12 protein-coding genes are annotated in these 22,029 nt (G+C 41.4%); 2 read left to right on the plus strand and 10 right to left on the minus strand.

Features of this window, described 5'->3' with window-relative positions; all coding sequences use genetic code 11:
• Positions 1-11: 11 nt before the first annotated feature.
• The 5 genes from sov to queG form a co-directional block, all read right to left on the minus strand.
• Positions 12-7,208 carry a T9SS outer membrane translocon Sov/SprA gene (gene sov / locus HPE56_RS10845; protein WP_188243783.1) on the minus strand — a complete coding sequence of 2,399 codons (7,197 nt, stop codon included), beginning with the start codon at positions 7,206-7,208 and terminating at the stop codon, positions 12-14.
• 5 nt (positions 7,209-7,213) lie between these two features.
• Positions 7,214-7,795 (minus strand): Holliday junction branch migration protein RuvA, encoded by a 582-nt coding sequence (ruvA, locus tag HPE56_RS10850; protein WP_188243784.1) that lies wholly within the window; start codon positions 7,793-7,795, stop codon positions 7,214-7,216.
• A 165-nt stretch (positions 7,796-7,960) separates the two neighbouring features.
• Positions 7,961-10,252: an NADP-dependent malic enzyme gene (locus tag HPE56_RS10855; RefSeq protein ID WP_188243785.1), complete on the minus strand. Its 2,292-nt coding sequence runs from the start codon at positions 10,250-10,252 to the stop codon at positions 7,961-7,963.
• A gap of 160 nt (positions 10,253-10,412) precedes the next feature.
• Positions 10,413-11,741 (minus strand): MFS transporter, encoded by a 1,329-nt coding sequence (locus HPE56_RS10860; protein ID WP_188243786.1) that lies wholly within the window; start codon positions 11,739-11,741, stop codon positions 10,413-10,415.
• Between the two features lie 122 nt (positions 11,742-11,863).
• A complete protein-coding gene (gene queG / locus HPE56_RS10865) occupies positions 11,864-12,757 on the minus strand; it encodes a tRNA epoxyqueuosine(34) reductase QueG (RefSeq protein ID WP_394355049.1) in 894 nt (297 codons plus the stop codon).
• Positions 12,758-12,980: 223 nt separating this feature from the next.
• Here queG and HPE56_RS10870 point away from each other — a divergent pair, with 223 nt between their 5' ends.
• Positions 12,981-13,670 carry a collagen-like protein gene (locus tag HPE56_RS10870; RefSeq protein ID WP_188243788.1) on the plus strand — a complete coding sequence of 230 codons (690 nt, stop codon included), beginning with the start codon at positions 12,981-12,983 and terminating at the stop codon, positions 13,668-13,670.
• 79 nt (positions 13,671-13,749) lie between these two features.
• Here HPE56_RS10870 and ruvB read toward each other — a convergent pair whose 3' ends face one another.
• The gene (ruvB, locus tag HPE56_RS10875) at positions 13,750-14,772 is read right to left on the minus strand and encodes a Holliday junction branch migration DNA helicase RuvB (protein WP_188243789.1); all 1,023 of its coding nucleotides are present in this window, start codon (positions 14,770-14,772) and stop codon (positions 13,750-13,752) included.
• Positions 14,773-14,954: 182 nt separating this feature from the next.
• Between ruvB and pckA the strand changes: the two genes are divergently transcribed.
• Positions 14,955-16,529 carry a phosphoenolpyruvate carboxykinase (ATP) gene (gene pckA, locus HPE56_RS10880; RefSeq protein ID WP_188243790.1) on the plus strand — a complete coding sequence of 525 codons (1,575 nt, stop codon included), beginning with the start codon at positions 14,955-14,957 and terminating at the stop codon, positions 16,527-16,529.
• 109 nt (positions 16,530-16,638) lie between these two features.
• Here pckA and HPE56_RS10885 read toward each other — a convergent pair whose 3' ends face one another.
• The 4 genes from HPE56_RS10885 to HPE56_RS10900 form a co-directional block, all read right to left on the minus strand.
• Positions 16,639-17,460, minus strand: coding sequence for a GIN domain-containing protein (locus HPE56_RS10885; RefSeq protein WP_188243791.1), 822 nt, complete (start codon positions 17,458-17,460; stop codon positions 16,639-16,641).
• A gap of 159 nt (positions 17,461-17,619) precedes the next feature.
• Positions 17,620-19,446 carry a cytochrome c oxidase subunit I gene (locus HPE56_RS10890; protein ID WP_188243792.1) on the minus strand — a complete coding sequence of 609 codons (1,827 nt, stop codon included), beginning with the start codon at positions 19,444-19,446 and terminating at the stop codon, positions 17,620-17,622.
• A gap of 35 nt (positions 19,447-19,481) precedes the next feature.
• Complete coding sequence (locus HPE56_RS10895; protein ID WP_188243793.1) at positions 19,482-20,540, minus strand: cytochrome c oxidase subunit II; 1,059 nt, start codon at positions 20,538-20,540, stop codon at positions 19,482-19,484.
• 146 nt (positions 20,541-20,686) lie between these two features.
• Positions 20,687-22,009, minus strand: coding sequence for an urease accessory protein UreE (locus HPE56_RS10900; protein WP_188243794.1), 1,323 nt, complete (start codon positions 22,007-22,009; stop codon positions 20,687-20,689).
• Between the last annotated feature and the right edge of the window lie 20 nt (positions 22,010-22,029).

Genomic DNA, 22,029 nt, shown 5'->3' on the forward strand with positions numbered 1-22,029 from the left:
CATGGACAACCTTAATTACCGAAATTATATTTGATCGTGAACCCGGTATTGATCGTTGTCTGTGGAAATGCCGTTGAAACCGCGAATTTGGAGAACGAATGATCATAAAAGAACAAAGCATTCAAACTTTTGCTCAAGGCATAATCGGCGGTGAATTTGAGTGAGAATAAATTTTGACCGGAAGTTATCTGGTTGTTATCGATATCCAGATTTCGGATGATCGTAATATTATCGCGAAGTGTAACATCCGTTTTAAGGTTTAAATCCCCCTTCAACCTTGTTTTATTACCTCCGACATTGGTCACGAATTTAACGTCCTTGATTCGATAACCCAAACCAACCGTATATTCCTTTCCATTGATCTCGGTCATCAGGTTATTATCAAAACTCAAGGACAAGGCCCTATCGGTACGAATCTCCGCCAAGACACTTACTGAGTTCTTCATCTCAAAATCGACACGCACCAATGGATTGAACTGATCGGTCAATACCAAATTGTTCAAAATAAGATCAGGCAACCTATCCCCAGTCTCGGCATCGAACTCCGTATTCTGTTTTTCAAGATTTGTCTGAAAGGAATTGATACTATAGGAAGCCCTATATCCATGACTCAATGAAAAACGCTTGAATTTCTTTTTAAACCATTTGTTTCGCATTAGCCCTGTAAACTTAATATTCCAATTTGGAATGGGAATCTGCCTGAAGGCATCCAAGTTCACACGGTTTACATCCTGACCCGTATAAGCGGCAAAGAAAGCCGGAAGCAGCACTTCTTGTTGGGTTTTTCCGTATCGTTGTGGAAACCCATCTTCATCCAACGTTCCTGGCAATTCCCCTCTATCGGAAACCAGCCGGTTGGCAATTGTAATCCGATTCTGCTTGAATGTTTCGAAAAGCTCTGAACTGAACTCATCGCTCTTACTGAATGCCGTTCCGATCATCATGGTCGAAATACTGAAATTACCGTATTCATTACCCAATTGGTTAATGTACTCATATACCCCATTACCCAGATCACTTACTTCAAAATTTTCTTGATAGCTACTGGTATATTGTCGATCTGCAGAGAGATCTATGGTCAAATCTTTCAGGGGCTGTGCGGTAGCGGTAACATTCAATTGCTTATTGGTCCTTTTGATAAACTGCTCATTGAAGTCCGCAAAATTCGTCAACCATCCATTCCGAGCCGCCTCATATCGCACATCGGACTGACTACCGAACACAAATCCTATCGTTGGACGGGCCGTTCCAATAAAACCAACGGACTGGGTATACCCCGGAAGTACCGTACCACTATTCTCATTGTAATTTATGTTCAATCTTTTGACCATGGTAAGAATATCGACAGCGGTATTGAACAATGCCCCAGTTTTTTGCTTAGGGCCTTTTGTATCGGAAGCCACATTGCCGGCCTTATCCCTTCGTACCGGCCCTTGGTTCGTGATTCCTTTTCCATCACGTTTTTTAAGTCCAATAAGATCATAAAACTTCTGCATTGCCAATGTTGCGGAAATGTTATGGGTACTTGCATTCTGAACCGTATTGATCGTTGTTTCATAGCCAAGGGACTCGCTAGCAACCTCGGCCAAGGCATCACCCCCACGTTGCCAATCAAAATTACTGGTATACGAATATTGGGCACTGATAAAATCCAAAGCCGGAATCTTGTTAAAAGGAAGTTGGTAATTGAGTTGCATCTGTTGCGAATGCCTGTTGGGTTCCCCTAAATCCCAGAATCCGTCCCACAACCCCAAAGCTTGGTTGATTTCAGAATCCGGATTCCCTTCCTCCGTATAATAATTACGAACGATATTATTGTTACTTGCCGTTAGATTGAGGCTTAAGGATTTCGAAAGACTATAATTAATGGCGTACTGCCAATTGAACATGTAATTACGTTGTTGAAGGAACGGCAAGTCCAATGCTTCTACACCTTCCTCAAAAACATTCCGGAATTTCTGTTGGTTGAACTGTCGATTGATGTTCGAATTTACCGAAACACTGGCTGGCAGAAGATTGAAATTCAAATCTTTCAACCATTGCCAATAGGCCCCTGTGAACAATGAATCCTTCTTCGCAAAAGGCGCCACCTCTACCGGTTTAAAACTATGATTATAGACAAAGCCCGTAACCACACTCTGATCTTGCATATTGGCAATCTCATAATCGCGATGCTCTGTTTCGTTATACGAATAATTAAAGGTGAAATTCTCAATATCATAGAAATTGGCATCGGCATCCTCACCCCGATCCTTACGAACCCCGATCAAATTAATACTGGTTCGTTTCGTATAATCCTCTGCCTGCTCCAAAATCTTATCGGCAGCTTCCTCCGTGGTAGCGGCTGCAATCCGATCTTCCAATTTCAAATCATCGTATACCGGATCAAACTCAGGAGTGATTATCTCTTCGGAAATGCCATAATTGAAAGGAATCTGTACCCCCCATTTCTCAGGCAACAATTGACCTACATTGACATTAGTGACCAAATCATAGGAAACGGCATCTTCACGCGATCTTTCATTCGGCGTTTGATCTATAGACCCAAAACCTGATGTACTTTTACTTCCTGTTGCCGAAACGTTCGCAAAGTCGGCAATATTCGCATCGACAGATGCTATGGCGGCCCAGCCCCCATCATTATCCAAACCTGCCAAACGCAATTCATTGAACCAAACTTCCCCCCGGGCAGGAAGGTCATCGATATTCTTTACACCAACCATCATATTCCTGATGCTTCCCAATGATGGATTCCCTTTTATACCGATCCTTAATTTCCCCAAAGTCCGGGATGCAAATTCATCAACAGCAACTGCCTCGCTGCCCTCAATTTCATAAAACTGAAGTTCATCGAGAGGAACATCCCCAATATTGGCAATCCGTAAGGATTTTACTTTATTCAAATCGCTCAATATAACCTCCATCTCATTGGAATCGGGCCAAACATCCTCATCAAAGGATGCCCCGAAAGGCGTGAATTGTAAAGGCAATTCAATTTGATAGTAATTCTCTGAAAGATCGGTTCCAATTCGCAGAAACCCTACCAATGGTGTGTCATCATCAGAGTAATCACCATCGCCAATTTTTTCCGCATGCATGTACATCTTCAGTTTTTCATATTGACGAATATCAATATTCAAACTTTTGAAAACCCCTCGCGAATCCTCAGATTGCAGATTCTCAACCTTGAAGGACAAGGATTGTTCATTTTGACGTATAATCGTATTATTATTGTTCAACTGCTCGCGCTCTACTCCTGGAGGCAAAACATAAGGAATTGGCGACCTGGAACTATTCTCTTCTATGTTAACCGTATTCACATCGACGATAGTGCCATCATCCGAAGGGTCACTGTCAATCAACTCATCCTGTAAGGTCTTGGTGTAGGTACGCCAATCGCCACGCACCAAATCCAAGGTAGCAAATCGGAGTACGACATCGCTACTAAAACCGGTAAGGTACATTCGCATAAAACTGATAGACCTGAAATCGGTAATTCCTCCGATTGCATCCGTAAAATCACTTAATGGAATCTTATATTGGATCCACCTACTATTTAATTGATTACCGTTAGGCAAATCAGGTGTAAGTCCTTCATTAATATCGGTTACGTATTTATCATCTATACTCGTATTGGGCTTAATGGGAATGCGATATTCATAATAGCTATTGACCGTATTCATGGTCAAATCACGATCCACATCCTCTACATCGGGCAATGTGGTTGAACCACGGTTAGTATCGGTAACCTGTACAGGGGAGTTACCCTGGGGGTTATTAAAATTCAAATACCTTTCCAAAATACTTCCTTCCCGATTGAGGTAATATTCATAATTATCCAACGCTGGGTCTTCCCCAGGACCATAAATGTCAGCTTCCGCTGAATCATCCAAGCCGTCGAAACCAACATCCTGCAACACGCGATTACTTTCATTGGCATCAAAGGCATACACCAAGGCTTGTGTTGCCGGAACGACACCCCAAGAAGGTTTATAAATCAATCCATCATCATCTACCGGCAATCCATTTTCATATTGTTTTCTACCATCCTTTAATATGTCCTCTGAAATGTTCCCTAAGTTTATAACAAGTTCCCCCGGATCAGTTGCTATACCATCAACATAGGGGTCTAAAACCCAGAATTGCACAAACTCCACATTCGACTGTTCAAAGTCGGTGCTACTTAATGAACGCATAATACCTGCCCATTTATCATCGGGATTCTCAGTCTCAAAATCCGAATTGGCATTATAAGGTCCTTTAATATTGGGGTAATACACCAAATCCAAGGTACTTTGCACCGTCGTTTGCCCTTGGGCAATATCTGTCTGTGGAAAGACCTCATCTACGAACACCCTTCGGGTCGCATTAGTAGAGACATCATTGTCGCTAACACTTGAAGGCCTTTGGTTGGTATAAAAAATCGGATCAATCGTATACCATGCCATTTTAGCCCGCCCATACCCATTGATAAGGTTCGCGGGATCTTCTGGGGAACTACCCGAAAGTACTCCACCTGGTGCAAATTCCAATGGTGTACTGGCCAGTGACCAACCTAGGGAGGAACGAATATCTATTAACGCCTGGGCGCCTTCAAAATCATCCAAATAGGTTGTGGTTTCACCCTCAAAATCAGCATTTTTAGGAGAGTTTGGCTTTAACCAAGCCACTTCACCCCGTACTGAAAGATTCGAAGGTACGTCTGTATCTATATTAGGAAGTTTATTTGCCAAGCGTGTTAAGAAAGGCACTTCCGTAGAGAAATTTCCGTTCAATCCGAAAATCGTGTTGTTTACAGGTTCAACGCCATAGTTCGATTTTTGTGTCAAGGGCCTTTCGTTCAAATTCAATAAGGTAGCCCCCAAGATAAAATTGTTGTTTACCTGATGCTCAACATTGATACCTGTAAACCTTCTCGTCTGTTGGCCAAATACGGCATTATTCTCCACTGAAATATTAATGGGGGTATCCGATGCTTCCAAACTAGGGTCCAAAATCTGTACCGTACCCGCCTGATAATTCACGGTATAATCTACACCTTCCCGCAACGTCCGACCCCCCGCCGTAACGGTCACAGAACCTTGTGGCACATTAAATGCCCCTATTGAAATACCATTGCTGCCTTCTGACTTATAGGTACCCTTTATCAAGAACTTGTTCTTAACCGGGTCTTGTAAGGCAGCCGCCTGGGTAAGCTCATACATTTCCCTAAAGACGTATTTTCCTTGATTCTCGTTATAGGTCGTCTCATTATCATAGTTTCCACCACCACCCAGTTGGTTGTACAAAAACTCCCCAAAGGGTTCGACTTTGGTAAAAATAATCCTTCCGTTTTGGGTATCCACGGTAAGGCCAGACACAAAATCAAAAAAGCCATCACCACCAGGTTGTACGTCTTTATACGCATTAAGTCTATCAAAATTGAACACTTCCAATAAAATCCTTTCCTCAAGAGGGCCATCTGCACTGGTTTCATCAGGCCATCCCGAACCAGGACCTTCGGCAACCGGTGAAATGTAATTTCTTGGGGTGGGATCCGAATACAGGATATTCATTTTAAAATCATCCTCACTCAAACGATATGCACCTGTCGCATAAATGTTCTTCATCATCAAATCCCAAATAGGGTCGGTGATATTGGTGATATTACTTTTTAGCAATTTCAAAACCAAGGTATTGTTGTTTACCACAGGATTCACACCCCCGGAAACCGTCGTTGCATCCAATCCGCCATTGGCGAATTCCCCTACCTGATATACTTCCCCGTTATAGGTATATTGATAAGCAACCGCCAAGACCTCATCGTTACTCAACCTTTGATTCAAGGAGATGTAACCCAATTGGGTATTGAATTGATAATCCCGATCCACTTCAAGTTTCCTGGCATTTTCCAGAATGGCATAATCAAAACCTTGATTAACTTGGTATCCTGGTATATTGAATCCCGATTCCACTGTTGCAATATCCCGAATTGAAGAGGTCAAAGCCCCTCCCGAACCTATGGCTGCGGGATCAAAATCATTGGCGTTATTTCTAGGCAAGGCATTACTGGGGTTATTGAAAAACCCAGCAGGATCACCGTTAGCGATGCCGATTCTTGTTCTTTCCTCCTTCGATTCACCCAAATCCTGAAGCGCCACAACATTACGCACATTCAAGGTTTGTTGACTCCTATTGGTAACCCATACTTCCAAACGGGTTATCTGCACCTGACTTTGAATGTACGGGTAATTGGCTAAGGCTCCATCATAAGCATCCCTAAAATATTGACCTAGGAAAAAGTGCCTGTCCTCATCATAATCCAAGGCGGTAAGTGAAAATTCGTTGATTGTACCTCCACCCTGGGCAACCACCGTATTATTTTGGGATTGTTGTTCCGAGAATACCGCTGTGACCTTGGTCTTGCCGAATTGTAATTGGGTCTTTACCCCGAACAGGCTTTGTGCACCCGTGATCAAGGAACTATTAAGCGGCATATTTACGTTACCCACTTCTATTTTCTGAAGAATATCATCCTCTGTCGGTGTATAGTCCAGTTTTACAATATTCTGGAAATCGAAAGTGGCTTCGGTGTCATAATTGGCCGTAACCTGAAGTCGTTCACCAATTTTACCCAACATACTCAAACTAATACGTTGATCAAAATCAAAAGATAGATTGGTACGGTTTCTTGGGGAAAGTGAAGGATTATCGTTTTTTTGCCAAATCACCCCTAAATCCATCGCAACAGAACCTTGGGGAATCACTTCGATGGTATTACCCCCAAAAACAGATTCGAAAAAGTTGTTATTGACATAGAAATTTGGCAATAGATTCTTTCTAGCATCCTCACTCCCTTCCTTCTTTCCGGAATAAGCATCATGTTTCTCCTTAAAATAATCCTTGATACCTTCTTTACGAACAAGTTCATAATACTGGTCTGGTGTAAGGATAATAGGATAGCCAATATTGAAGTCACCTACCTTCTCGGAATAGATATACCTATCAAGATTGGGATCATAATTATATTTGGAAATAATGCTCTCCGGATTATCCATTTTTAACCTTCCTAAGGAAAAACCGGTTTTCACAGAGTCTTGCACTTGCTCAGTATCACTATCGCCCTCAGTATCTTGTGCGTAGGATTCCTCAATGCACCCGAGTAAAAAAGCGTATAGGAATATAAGCTTAAATGAAAATTTAAGAATTTTTTTTGCCCCTTTTTTCAAACTTATTACAAATTTTTAAGCGCCAGTTTAATAATGTTCTCTACGCTTAGTGCAGGTTCTTGGCTTACTACCTTGTCAACAACCTTTTCAGCTTGTCTTCGGACAAATCCTAGAACCTCTAAAGCAGATAACGCTTCTTCTTTATTTGTATTGTTTGAACTGATGGAAACTTCGTCAATATCGTACACCTTTAAAATCTTATCCCTAAGATCAAGAATAACCCTTTGGGCCGTTTTAGCCCCAATACCCTTGATACCCTGAATCGTTGCAACGTCACCATTGGCGATTGCATCCCTGATCTGGGCAGGTGACAAGGAGGAAAGCATGGTTCTGGCCGTACTCGCCCCAATCCCGGAAACCGATAACAGCAACCTGAAAATCTCCCGTTCCGATTTCTCGGCAAAACCAAAAAGTGTATGGGCATCTTCCCGAACCTGCAAATGGGTAAACAGGTTGATGTTTTCCTGATCCTTTATATGCGAAAAGGTATTCAAGGATATGTTCACAAAATACCCTACCCCCGCACATTCGATAATAACATGGGTTGGATTCTTTTCAACTAATTTTCCATTAAGGTGGTGTATCATGGGGAATAATATTTCAAATTCAAATAGTCTTGGCAAGTGCCCCAATGGGTTGATTGCAGTTTAATACGTCAATGTGTTCCAAAACCCAAAGGTATAGATTTTCACTTCGATAATCGCTTACACGACCTCGCCCTATACCCCAAGACATTATGCCTTCATTTTTTATTAATCCCTCTTAAAGCGCTTGCGTTTTTCCCTTTCCTGGGCATCGATAACGGCTACCGCCGTCATATTCACCATTTCATCGACATCGGCCCCTAATTGCAATACATGTACCGGTTTATTAAGTCCTAACATGATAGGCCCTATGGAATCGGCCCCATTGAGCTCTTTCAATAACTTATACGTAATATTGGCCGAGTCCAAATTTGGGAATATCAAGGTATTGACCTTCTTGCCTGCCAACTTTGAAAATGGGAATTGGCTTTGGTGCAATTCCATATTCAACGCAAAATCTGTTTGGATTTCACCGTCAATCACCAATTTAGGATAATTTTTATGTAAAATCTTTACCGCTTCGGTTACCTTTTTCGCATTTGGATGTGATGAAGACCCAAAATTGGCATAGGACAACATGGCCATGATAGGTTCAAAACCAAAGGCTTTTGCCAAATTTGAGGTCATAACGGCAATCTCAGCAAGGACCTCCGCCGAAGGATCGATATTAATTGATGTATCAGCCAAGAACAATGGCCCTCGTTCTGTATTCATTATATTCACTGTGGCCGCGCGCCGCACCCCCTTAGTCCTTCCGATTACCTCAAAAATGGGTTTAATAACCGTTGGATATGCCCTTGAATAACCTGAAATCATTCCATCGGCATCACCCTCATTTACCATCATGGCCGCATAATAATTACGTTCCCTCATATTGGTCTTTGCCCCATACAAAGTCAATCCATGCCTTTGGGTCGCTTCCCAATGTTTTTTGGCGTAACGTTCCCTTGTCTTTAACGAGTCCTCCGATTTCGGGTCAATAATCTTGACATCGGCATTGAACCCTATTTCCTTCTTCAATTCCCTGATCACCTCTTCCTCACCCAATAAAATCGGTATAGCGATACCCTCCTCATAAACAATCTGTGCTGTTTTTAGGACATCCAAATGGTTGGCTTCGGCAAATACGATCTTTTTAGGGTTTATTTTTGCCCTTTCATGCAGCAAGCGTACCACTTTATTGTCACTTCCGGAGCGTCTTAATAATTTTTCCTTGTATTTTGCCCAATCCTGAATAGGCTCTTTGGCCACCCCACTTTCCATGGCCGCCTTAGCTATTGCCGGCGGAATCTCGGAAATCAACCTAGGATCAAAAGGCTTGGGAATAATATAATCCTTGCCAAAAGTCAGCCTGGTCTCCGAATAGGCAATATTCACTTGTTCGGGCACTGTTTGTTTTGTCAATTCCGCTAAGGCGACCACAGCCGCCATTTTCATTTCCTCATTGATCTTGGTAGCCCTTACATCGAGTGCCCCCCTAAATATAAAAGGAAAGCCCAGTACATTATTCACTTGGTTAGGATGGTCCGATCTACCCGTAGCCATTATGATATCCTTTCTGGTTTTTATGGCCAATTCGTACGAGATCTCTGGATCTGGGTTGGCCAAAGCAAAAACAATGGGATTCTTGGCCATGCTTTTCAGCATTTTGGGAGTAACTATATCTGCAATGGACAGTCCGATGAACACATCAGCGTCTTTCATGGCCTCGGCCAAGGTCTCTATTTTTCTTTCAGTCGCGAATTCGAGCTTCTCAGGGGTAATGTTCTCCCTGTTTTTATGAATTACGCCTTTACTATCGCACATTACAATATTTTCGGCCTTAGCCCCAAAGGCCTTGTACAATCTAGTACAGGAAATTGCCGCTGCCCCAGCGCCACTGATTACAATGCGCGCATCCTCGATCTTCTTATTGGTAACCGTCAAGGCATTCAATAAGGCTGCGGAAGAAATAATGGCCGTTCCATGTTGATCATCATGCATTACGGGAATATCCAATTCCTCCTTTAATCTTCTTTCTATCTCAAAAGCCTCGGGTGCTTTTATATCCTCAAGGTTTATACCACCAAAGGTTGGTGCAATGATCTTTACCGTTTCAACGAATTTGTCAACATCGGTCGTATCCAGTTCAATATCGATTGCATCTATATCAGCAAAAATCTTAAACAAAAGACTTTTACCTTCCATTACCGGTTTGGAGGCTTCCGGTCCTATATTTCCCAACCCCAAAACTGCCGTTCCGTTGGTTATGATGGCCACCAGATTCCCCTTGGAGGTGTATTTGTATACATCATCTACATTTTTTGCTATCTCTAAGCATGGTTCTGCTACCCCAGGGGAGTATGCCAATCCCAAATCGCGTTGGGTGGAGTAGCTTTTTGAAGGTACTATCTTAATTTTTCCAGGTTGGGGTTTCGCATGATAAATCAATGCTTCACTTCTTAACTTCTTGTCGCGCATAGTCATAAATTGTATGTCAAATTTAGGGGTAATCTTTGAAAAAAATAAGTTCCAAGTACAAATATTACCGATATAACTACATAATAGACCCTATGTGCCTATGACATAATTATCCATGGACAATTTGAAGCATTCGTCCTTAACCACAATATGAATATTATTATTGAGCTTTCTTCCCTATTTCCTCCTTGGAAACGTTCAACCGCAAGGTGAAGGCCGCGGCGATAATGAAAAAGACTCCGGCAAACAACATGGCATTTACCGCGTTGGCCCCTAAAATATTTTTGAAAATAGGTCCGAAAGTCAAGGTTTCAATCCCCATGGGGATTACAATCATCATATTCAGGATACCCATATAAACACCGCGTCGTTCCTGGGGCACGATTTTGGAAACCATAGTATAGGGAATCCCCATCATTGCCGCCCAACCTATACCGAATAAGACCATGGGAATCAACACATAGATCGGATCACTTATGTACGGTATGGACAACAGGGCCAATCCCGTACCCAATAAACTGGCCGCATAAATTTTCTTTCCCCCGTATTTCAAGGTGAGCGGAACAAGCATCAAGGCCACTACGATTGTTGCTATATTATAGGTGGTACTCATTTTAGCCGCCTGTGCAGCAGCTTCTGAAAGATCATAGCCCATAGTTGTCCTGAACAAGGGCGTTATGAATTGCCAGTACACAAAAAGGGCATACCATTGAAAAAGGTACACAACGGATAATTTCCACATAAAAGGAGGCATCTCTTTCACTGCCTTGGAAATCTCAACAAATGGCATTTTAAAACGTTCAGCGAAAGGCAAGCCCTTATGCGCCTTAATATCTGCAAGCTCTTCTTCGGAGGGTGGAATTTCAGGGGTTTTCAATACCGACCATAAAATGGTGCCCACAGATAGTACCGATCCAATGAAGAACGAATAATACAACCATTTTGGTATCGATCCAACCACTTCCGAAGCGGCATCCCCTCCGAACCAATCCTGAAACAAAAAGATAGAGGCATTCGCCAGTACAATCCCGGCCCCTACGAATAGACTCTGCATTTGATACCCCAAACTCAACTGTTTCTCTGGTAATTTATCACCAACAAACGCCCGATAAGGTTCCATGGCCATATTATTGCCTACATCCAAAATCCAAAGTAACCCTACGGCAAACCATAACGCCGGACTCAAGGGAAATGCAAACAGACATATACTTCCAATGATGGCACCTATAAGGAAAAAAGGTTTTCTTCTGCCCCAACGCAGCGACCAGGTCTTATCCGAAATTGCACCGATAATAGGTTGTACGACCAAACCTGTAACCGGACCGGCAATATTCAAAATAGGCAACATATCCTCAGGAGCCCCTAGAAAAAGAAATACGGGATTGATCGCTGTTTGTTGCAGTCCAAAGCTGAACTGGATTCCCAAGAATCCTACATTCATATTGAAAATCTGCCAAAAACCCAGGTTTGGTTTTTTTATAAGGGCCATGTTTTTTTTGTGGTTTGGTGGTTAATCTACCCAACAAGATACCATTTTATGCTCGACCATAAAGAAAACTCCAATATAAAGCCAGAAGCAGGGCCACTTCAAACGTTTGCGTGTGGAAAAGTTTATTTTAAAAACCGAATATTCCGTTTTAATCCCGAAAATTTGGTTCGTTTTACCGCGGATTTTTTAAAGATCGTATTAAAGACCTCTTGGGTTATCTCTTCCCAATCTTTTTTATCGTTTGACAACAAATCAGGATGGGGGTTGAATAGGGGTTCGTTGTGCGATTTTGAAAACCGGTTCCACGGACAAACATCCTGACAAACATCACAGCCGAACATCCAATCATCAAACTGACCATGGAATTGGGCAGGGATTTCGTTCTTCAATTCAATTGTAAAATAGGAAATACATTTGCTACCGTCAACCACGCTGGGCTCAACGATCGCCTGTGTGGGACAGGCATCGATACATGCTGTACAAGATCCACAATGGTCGGTGACCGGATGATCATAGTCCAATTCAAGATCTACGATCAATTCCGCGATAAAATAAAACGAACCGACTTGTTGGGTCAATAGATTACTATGTTTCCCAATCCACCCCAAGCCACTTTTGGCAGCCCAAGCCTTATCCAGGACAGGGGCTGAATCTACAAAGGCACGCCCATTGACCTCTCCTATTTCCGCAGTGATAAATTCCTGCAACTGTCTTAGTTTTGATTTTATGATGTGATGATAATCCTGTCCGTAGGCATATTTTGATACCTTATAAGTACCTTCTTTTTGTTTGTCTTCCGGATAGTAATTCAACAATAAGGAAATAACCGATTTTGAGCCCTCGACCAATTTGGTAGGGTCTAATCGTTTGTCGAAATGGTTCTCCATATACTGCATTTCCCCATGCATATTTTGATTCAACCATTTTTCCAACCTAGGGGCTTCCTCTTCCAAAAAGGCTGCCTTGGAAATACCGCACGACAAAAAACCGAGGCGTTCGGCTTCGGTTTTAATCAAGGAAGTATATGACGTTTTAGTGCTCAAGATTAGTTCGGCAAAGCTAAAGAAAAAACAGAGGTCTCCTATATACCACTACCCGATCTTCAAAAAAGGCAACTCCGTTTGTATTCTCTTACTTGTAATTTACACAAGATTTAACCTATGTTATACATATATACAACAAGATCACTATTAAATTTAATATTTTCATGAAATTCATAACAAATCAAACTTTAAACCCATGAAAATTATTTTAAGAATTATATTATGTTTTTTTGCTGGAAGTGCATTGATGCTAACAGGATGTTCCAAAGATGGGGAAGTGGGTCCCATTGGCCCACAAGGACCACAGGGTGAACAAGGCATTCAGGGCATTGAAGGGGAACAAGGAATCAAGGGGGATACCGGAAATGCCAATGTAACCCATTATGATTTCATCGTTGCAAACACAGATTGGTCCGAGAACCTTCACTTTGGGGCAAACAATGAATATCGCTATTATACTGTTCCCGCAGATAGTGTCGGAGGGGTAGGCTTATACACTTTTTATGAAGAGGGAAATGCAATTTTGGCTTATGCCACGCCTATTTATGCTTCAGAATCAGGAATGGGTACTGCGACAAACATGGCAAAACTATTACCCTATACAGGAATGGTTTCGACGTCATTGGATAAATTTGGCCTATTGATTGACCTGCAGGTTAACGGTAATCGACTTTTATTGGCAAAAACGATCAATGGTTATGAGCCTGACCGAATTCCAGATGAAGAGGTACCGACCACTATCAAGTTCAGGATCGTACTCATCGAATCTTCCAATGGAATAACAGGAACAACCGGTAAGGCAAACCTTTTAGACAACCTGAAAGAATCTGGTGTGGAGATAAGCAATTATAATGAAGTGATGAATTATTTTAGCCTATCCCATTGAATCCTTAATAGTGTATCAATAAAAAAACCGAGGCGTTCTGCTTCGGTTTTGATCAATGGCATATAGGTTGATATCAAGCTCAAAAGAGTCCTGGTTGCGTACCTCCCTTGATTCTCCCTAGGTGTTTATAGGCCAATTCGGTAACTTCGCGCCCTCTAGGAGTTCGCATGATAAATCCTTGTTGAATCAGAAAAGGCTCGTACACTTCCTCAATGGTCTCTGAACTTTCCGAAACCGCGGTAGCGATTGTGGATATTCCAACCGGCCCTCCTTTGAATTTATCGATAATGGTTGTCAGGATTTTGTTATCCATTTCATCCAGACCATGGGCATCGACATTCAAGGCTTTTAAACTGTATTTCGATATTTCCATATCGATACTACCATTCCCCTTGATTTGGGCAAAATCGCGAACCCTTCGCAAAAGCGCATTGCAAATTCGGGGTGTTCCCCTACTACGGCCTGCGATTTCAATGGCAGCATCCTGGGTAATGGGTACTTTCAATATTTCCGCACTCCGTTCCACGATAGTCGATAACAATTCAGTGGAATAATATTGCAGTCGACTCTGTATACCGAAACGTGCCCGCATGGGTGAGGTTAATAGGCCCGACCGGGTCGTTGCCCCGATCAGGGTAAAAGGATTTAAATTGATCTGGACAGACCGGGCATTGGGACCTGTCTCTATCATAATATCTATTTTATAGTCCTCCATTGCAGAATAAAGATATTCCTCAACTATCGGACTCAACCTATGGATCTCATCAATAAAAAGCACATCCCTTTCCTCTAGATTGGTCAAAAGACCCGCTAAATCCCCTGGTTTATCCAATACTGGACCTGAAGTGATTTTTATACCTACCCCCAACTCATTGGCGAGTATATGGGCCAAGGTTGTTTTCCCCAATCCCGGAGGACCATGGAACAAAGTATGGTCGAGGGCCTCATTCCTCTGGTTAGCAGCCTCTACAAAAACCTTCAAATTTTCAAGCACTTGATCCTGCCCTGCAAAGTCATTAAAAGTTACGGGGCGCAATGCTCTTTCCAAATCAATTTCCTCAGGCGAAAAATTGCCTGTGGTGGGATCTAAATACTCATTCATATACGAACAAAGATAGTGAAAATCAAATGTTAAAATTCACTTGTAGCGTACCAACTATATCGTTATTGTTCTTTATCTTGTAGCATTCATGATAATTGTCATCTTTTGTGAGGTGATTATTATCAATCTTTGCGCAGAATTAAAAAAAATAATTTTTAACAACCATTTTAAAGCAGAAAACAATGTCAGCAACATTTGATCTTAAAAAGTATGGTATCGATACCGAAAAAATCTACAGGAACAGTAGTGTCCCTGTTTTATATGAACTTGGACTCCGTTTGGAAAAGGGAACCGCCATTTCCGATGTAGGAGCCTTAATGACCTTCTCTGGTGAAAAAACCGGTCGTAGCCCAAAGGACAAAAGAATTGTACGCCACTCAGATTCTGAAAAAAATATTGATTGGGGAAAAATCAATATGGGATTGGACGAGCACACATTCATGGTCAACCATGAAAGGGCCCTTGATTACTTGAATACACGTGATCACCTTTTTGTCGTTGATGCTTTTGCCGGATGGGATCCAAATTATAGAATCAAAACAAGAATCGTTTGTACAAGGGCTTACCATGCATTGTTCATGCAGAACATGTTGATTATGCCTACTGAGGAAGAATTAGCGAATTTCGGAGAGCCTGATTATGTGATCTTCAATGCAGGTCAGTTCCCTGCTAACCGTTACACTTCTGAAATGACCTCCAAGACCAGTGTTGATTTGAACTTGGAACGTAAGGAAATCGTGATTTTAGGTACGGAATATGCCGGTGAAATGAAAAAAGGTATTTTCTCGGTAATGAATTACCTAATGCCTTTGCAAGGTGTGTTACCAATGCACTGTTCTGCAAACGTTGGTGAGAAAAACGATGTAACTATCCTTTTTGGTCTATCAGGAACAGGAAAAACCACTTTGAGTGCAGATCCTAAGCGTAGATTGATTGGTGATGACGAACATTGCTGGACTAACGAAGGAACTTTCAATATTGAAGGTGGATGTTATGCCAAAGCAGTTGATCTTTCTGCTGAAAAAGAACCGGATATCTATAATGCCATCCGTTTTGGAACCGTTTTGGAAAATGTGGTTTATGACAAAGACACAAGGGAAGTTGATTATACAGACACAACAATAACCGAGAACACCAGGGCTTCTTATCCTATCAATTACATTGATAATGTACAGATTCCTTGTGTTGCCGGACATCCTGAAAATGTCATATTCCTTACCTGTGATGCTTTTGGTATATTGCCTCCAGTAAGTAAACTAACCCCTGAACAAGCGAGTTATCACTTTATCTCTGGATATACTGCAAAGATGGCAGGTACTGAGATGGGAGTAACAGAACCAACGCCTAACTTTAGTGCATGTTATGGAGCTGCCTTTATGATGTGGCATCCTAACAAATATGCTGAATTATTGGCTGAGAAAATCAAAAGCCACAAGGCTAATGCTTGGTTGATCAATACAGGTTGGACAGGTAGTGGTTCAAGAATGAAGTTGAAATATACTAGAGCCATGGTAGATGCTATTCACCACCACGATTTTGACAATGTAGAATACGTGAAGGATGAAGCATTCGGATTCCAAATCCCTACAAGTTGTCCTGGTGTACCTTCTGAGGTATTGATTCCAAGAAACACTTGGGAAGACAAAGCCAAATATGAAGCTACTAAATTGAAACTTATCAATCTTTTCAATGAAAACTTCAAGAAATTCGAAGCGAACACAAACCCGGATATTATTGCAGCAGGCCCAAAAGCCTAAATAGCTTTATTATCCAAACCAATACTTTCCTTTACTGTAAAATCCCCATTGCAAATGCAATGGGGATTTTCTTTTTTCCTACCCTTTTTCAATAAGGGGAACCCCTAGATTAATTTTCCTTAAGCAATTGGGAAGTATCCAAGAATGCTTCAATGCTAATTTTAGGGTCACCATAAAGCTGTGTTTTTGAAGACCCCCGGGAAGCTAATTTAAATTCCTCCAAAGCCTTGATCTTAACATTTGGGGAGCCTTTCATGTCAGCCACAACGGAAGTTGCTTCCATTCTTTCCGCCTTTAAGCTTGAATTCCCCTTGAGTTTTACATTCAGGACATCTGCATTTCCTTCCATACTTGCACTCGCATTGTCAGACATCCAAATGGTATTGGACATCCCAACAGCATAGATGCGGGCATCAACCCTATCCTTTAGGGAAATATGCAATGAATCACTTGCCAAATTAAAGTCCCCGGAACTCATCCCCTTCATATTCACAGTCATGATTGGGGCCGTGGCATTCAATTCCAACCGTGACGGACCTTCGAGGTTAACCGTAAACCTATCGGATGAAATAACATCCTTCATGTTGACCTTACCGTCTATCATCGATATGGTTTCCAAATCGGTATAGGTTATGACCATATCCAACTTCTTCTTCGAAGTAATCTTATAGAATGAACTAATAACCAAGGTACTGTCCTCTACCTTGAATTTGAGCACATCGATTAAATTATCGTCCGCATTAATGGTGTATGCGTTATTTGAGCCTTTCTGAAGCACCAACTCCAAATCGTCAACCAATTTAATGGCATTAAAGAAAGGGAGCTCCTCTTGCACCTCTATGACATTCTTATTTCCTTTTATCTTAGGTTTTCTCTGCGCAAATGTTTGGAAGCAAACAAGCAACACGATAAGGGTTATACAATTTTTCATTTCAATGGTTTGTGTTCAATAACGGTCCATATGCTTTATATGGCACCCTTTAGTTTATTAAATATATTACAAAAAAGCCAAATCGACTTTTAGTGATATATCAAAAAAAATGCCCAACTTGATAAGTTGGGCATTTTCCTATATGTTGATTTCGAAATCCTAATGGTTTTCTTCCTCCTCGTTATCCTGTATAGGTGTGTTCTGTGGAATAAAATCCTGCCCCGCAATGATGTATTCACCATCTTCCCCAGTCTTACTATAATCGTAAGCCCAACGGTATACCTCTGGAATAGCTCCTGGCCAATTTCCGTGAACATGTTCTTGAGGTGTTGTCCATTCCAAGGTATTTGATTTCCATGGATTTTGAGGTCCTTTCTTACCATAGAACATGCTATAGATGAAATTCCCCAAGAAAACCAACTGAGCTAGTCCGGCTATCAAAGCAAAGACAGTCATCAATACCTGTACATCGGTCAATTCGTCAAACATAGGGAATGCCGTGTTTTCATAATAACGTCTTGGCACTCCTGCCATTCCAACGAAATGCATCGGAAAGAACACCCCATAAGCACAGACTGCAGTTATCCAAAAGTGGATATAGCCTAAATTTTTATTCAACATCTTACCTTCGAACATTTTAGGGAACCAATGGTACACCCCAGCAAACACTCCGTAAAGTGCGGAAATACCCATTACCAAGTGAAAGTGGGCAATCACAAAGTACGTATCATGGACATTGATATCCAATGTACTATCCCCAAGGATTATACCGGTAAGTCCACCAGTGATAAAGGTTGATACCAAGCCAATGGAAAACAACATAGCCGGGTTCAATTGTAAGTTACCTTTCCAAAGTGTAGTGATATAGTTGAAGGCCTTTACCGCTGAAGGAATGGCGATCAATAAGGTCGTAAATGTAAATACAGATCCCAAGAATGGGTTCATCCCTGAAATGAACATATGGTGGCCCCAAACGATTGTCGATAAGAAGGCAATCGCGATAATAGAAGCAATCATCGCACGATAACCAAATATGGGTTTACGAGCATTGGTAGACATTACCTCTGAGGTTATACCCAATGCAGGTAGCAATACAATATAAACTTCGGGATGTCCCAAAAACCAGAATAAGTGTTCGTACAATACTGGGGAACCACCTTGATAATGCAATACCTCACCTTGTATGAATATATCAGAAAGGAAGAACGATGTTCCAAAACTCCTATCCATTATCAACAATAGTGCTGCTGATAAAAGTACCGGAAACGAAACCACCCCTATAATTGCGGTAACAAAGAATGCCCAGATAGATAAAGGCAATCTAGTCATTGACATGCCCTTTGTTCTAAGATTAATAACCGTTACAATATAATTCAATGAACCTAAAAGGGATGATGCGATGAAGATAGCCATCGCCACCAACCAAAGGGTCATACCTAATCCTGATCCCGATTGCGCCATGGGTAATGCACTCAACGGTGGATAAACCGTCCAACCCGCTGCTGCAGGCCCAGCCTCTATAAAAAGAGAGGAAATCATGATTACACAGGATAAAAAGAACAACCAATAGGAAACCATATTCAAGAAACCGGAGGCCATATCCCGCGCTCCGATCTGTAATGGAATAAGCAGGTTACTAAAGGTACCACTTAACCCAGCTGTAAGCACGAAAAAGACCATAATGGTACCATGAATGGTTACCAAGGACAAATATATGTCCGCATCCATAACCCCTTCCGGGGCCCATTTGCCCAACAAGGCCTCAAAAATCGCAAACGACTCTCCTGGCCATGCCAGTTGCATCCTAAACAATAAGGACATGGCTATACCAATAAAGCCCATAACCAGAACGCCAGTAATCAAATACTGTTTTGCTATCATTTTATGGTCCTGACTAAAAATGTATTTGGTCACAAAAGTCTCCTTGTGATGATGCCCATGATCATCAACGTGGTCTTCAATATGTGCATGTACTGTGGCCGACATAAATATTTCTTTTTTTTTATTTTTTAAACTTAACTCTATTGAACTGATACCATCGATTGTGAAAAGGTTTGCTGTTCAGCAAGCCATTTATTGTATTCTTCCTCCTCTTCAACAATAATCTTCATTTGCATATTGTAATGGGATTTACCGCAAATCTTATTACATAGCAATATATAGTCAAATTCCCATGGATCTGAATTTTCAGCTCCTGCCGCAGCCTTTTTAGCCCGTATAGCATTGGTTCTTTTTACCTTTTCTATAATTTCGGGCTTGTTCCTCATATCGGCAGTCGTGATTGTCGGCGTAAACGAGAATTGCGTGATCATACCAGGAACACAGTTCATCTGTGCCCTAAAATGAGGCATATAAGCGGAATGAAGAACATCTTGTGAGCGCATTTTAAAGTTCACCTTTCTGCCTACGGGAAGATGTAGTTCCTTAACGATAATGTCATCCTTACCATAAGTATCCGATTCGTCAACACCTAGGATATTGGCCTTATCAATATCAATCATCCTAACATTGGCACCTCCCAAAACATTGTCTGCCCCAGCATATCTAGCCGTCCAATTGAATTGTTGTGCATAAAGCTCTACAACTATGGGGTCGTCATCATCGTTTATGTCCATGATACTGGTCCATGTATAAAGTCCCCAAAGTATCAAACCCGCCAAAACGATAACAGGGATGATTGTCCAAATAAACTCCAATCTATCATTATCGGCATAGAAGAGGGCCTTATTCCCTTTCACACCTCTGTATTTATAACCGAAATAATACAATAATGCCTGGGTAATTGTCTGCACGAAAAATATAATCGCCATAGAGACAAGCATTAAACTATCGTATTCAGCTCCATGTGCTGATGCTGCCTCAGGTAAAAGCATTTTTCCGTACTTCCAGAAACTAAATATGGTAATGCCATAGATAAAAATCAAAAACACAAACAACAAATACCCATTGTACTTATTATCATTGTCATTGGCGATTTGGGAGTCCACTGCTTTAATTTGTGACAATTCAAAAATCTTGGTCATTTGCCAAATGGCAATTGCCACTAAAACCAAAACGGCTAAAATCAATATTGTAGTCATTGTTATATTTAAAATTTCGCTTTAAACTTAGTAAAAAAAACTTAAACCCACTATCCCCGAAGTAACACCCTTCAACGATGGGCAAAAACATTTATCCCCCACTACCCAGCAAACACTGGGAAGGAGGGTATATATTTATTCTAAAATTAATAATGAAAATGTCTACTTTCTTCGATAAACGGGTTGCGTTTAGGTTGAAGAGGTGCTTTTGTCAGTGCCCTAAAGACCCAGAAGATAAACAATCCGGCAAAGAACAGAATGGCTCCAATTTCAGGAATTCCGATAGACCATTGATCACCTACCGTAGAAGGCATGATCATATTGAAAATATCCATATAGTGACCTGCTAGTATAATAATACCGGTAAGGATGACAAACCAGTTGATTCTTTTATAGTCACTATTCATTAAAAGTAGTAATGGCAACACAAAGTTCATAACGACCATTCCAAAGAAAGGAAGTTTAAAATCCTCGATACGGGTAACAAAATACGTTACTTCCTCAGGTATATTGGAATACCAAATAAGCATAAACTGTGAGAACCAAAGGTAGGTCCAGAAAATACTGAAGCCGAACATGAACTTGGCCAAATCATGAATATGGCTATTATTAACATCCGGCAAGTAATCCTTTGATTTCAAATAAATCGTTACCATGGCAATAACGGTAATCCCGGAAACAATCATACTTGCAAACACATACCATCCGAACAAGGTACTGAACCAGTGTGGATCCACACTCATAATCCAATCCCAAGACATAATCGACTCACTGATCAAATAAAACACCAAAAATGCGGCGGATATCCTAAAATTCAATTTGAAATTCGAGTTGTCATCCGAGGCATCCTGTTTTAAGGAAAGCTTTCTGGAATATTCCCTATAGAGTATCCAGCCTCCCAAGAAAATAGCTGCACGAATCAAGAAGAAAGTAGGATTCAAATAACCCGACTTGCCCATTAACAATTTATCATGCGCTACAACATCAGCGTCCATCCATACAAATAGATGGTTCATGTGCAATACAGACAATACCAAAATAACGAATATAATAATCCCCCCAGGGACCAAATAAGAGGTTATCCCTTCCATTACACGGAACAGCAATGGAGACCAACCGGCTTGGGATGCCCTTTGTATAGCATAAAATGCCAAAACACCCAATGCGATCATAAAAAAGAAGAATGCTGCCACATACAACGCTGACCATGGTTTATTCTGCAATTGATGCAAAACATGTTCATCATGTGCTGCATCGTGGGCCTCAGCATGCTCCCCATGGGCATTTGCCTCTGCGAGTCCTGCCGCTTCGGCATGTGCATCACCATGACCCTCATCGTGACTGGCCACCATGGCCTTAGCCTCTTCAACGGTGCTTGGGGCCGACATAAAACCAATTCCGATACCTAATAAGCCTACAATCATCATGATGAAGGAAGCCATTCTTAGTCTGCTTGAAAACGTGTACATATCTTACTCTATGTATTATT

The sequence above is a fragment of the Maribacter aquimaris genome (assembly GCF_014596745.1).
GTDB classification, from domain to species: Bacteria; Bacteroidota; Bacteroidia; order Flavobacteriales; family Flavobacteriaceae; genus Maribacter_A; species Maribacter_A aquimaris.

Excerpts from the sequence above, each read along its gene's own strand:
- HPE56_RS10890 (WP_188243792.1), bottom strand. The coding sequence starts at position 19,446 with ATGTCGGCCACAGTACATGCACATATTGAAGACCACGTTGATGATCAT.
- HPE56_RS10885 (WP_188243791.1), bottom strand. The coding sequence starts at position 17,460 with ATGAAAAATTGTATAACCCTTATCGTGTTGCTTGTTTGCTTCCAAACA.
- HPE56_RS10855 (WP_188243785.1), bottom strand. The coding sequence starts at position 10,252 with ATGCGCGACAAGAAGTTAAGAAGTGAAGCATTGATTTATCATGCGAAA.
- HPE56_RS10860 (WP_188243786.1), bottom strand. The coding sequence starts at position 11,741 with ATGGCCCTTATAAAAAAACCAAACCTGGGTTTTTGGCAGATTTTCAAT.
- ruvA (WP_188243784.1), bottom strand. The coding sequence starts at position 7,795 with ATGATACACCACCTTAATGGAAAATTAGTTGAAAAGAATCCAACCCAT.
- HPE56_RS10870 (WP_188243788.1), top strand. The coding sequence starts at position 12,981 with ATGAAAATTATTTTAAGAATTATATTATGTTTTTTTGCTGGAAGTGCA.
- pckA (WP_188243790.1), top strand. The coding sequence starts at position 14,955 with ATGTCAGCAACATTTGATCTTAAAAAGTATGGTATCGATACCGAAAAA.
- HPE56_RS10900 (WP_188243794.1), bottom strand. The coding sequence starts at position 22,009 with ATGTACACGTTTTCAAGCAGACTAAGAATGGCTTCCTTCATCATGATG.
- HPE56_RS10895 (WP_188243793.1), bottom strand. The coding sequence starts at position 20,540 with ATGACTACAATATTGATTTTAGCCGTTTTGGTTTTAGTGGCAATTGCC.
- ruvB (WP_188243789.1), bottom strand. The coding sequence starts at position 14,772 with ATGAATGAGTATTTAGATCCCACCACAGGCAATTTTTCGCCTGAGGAA.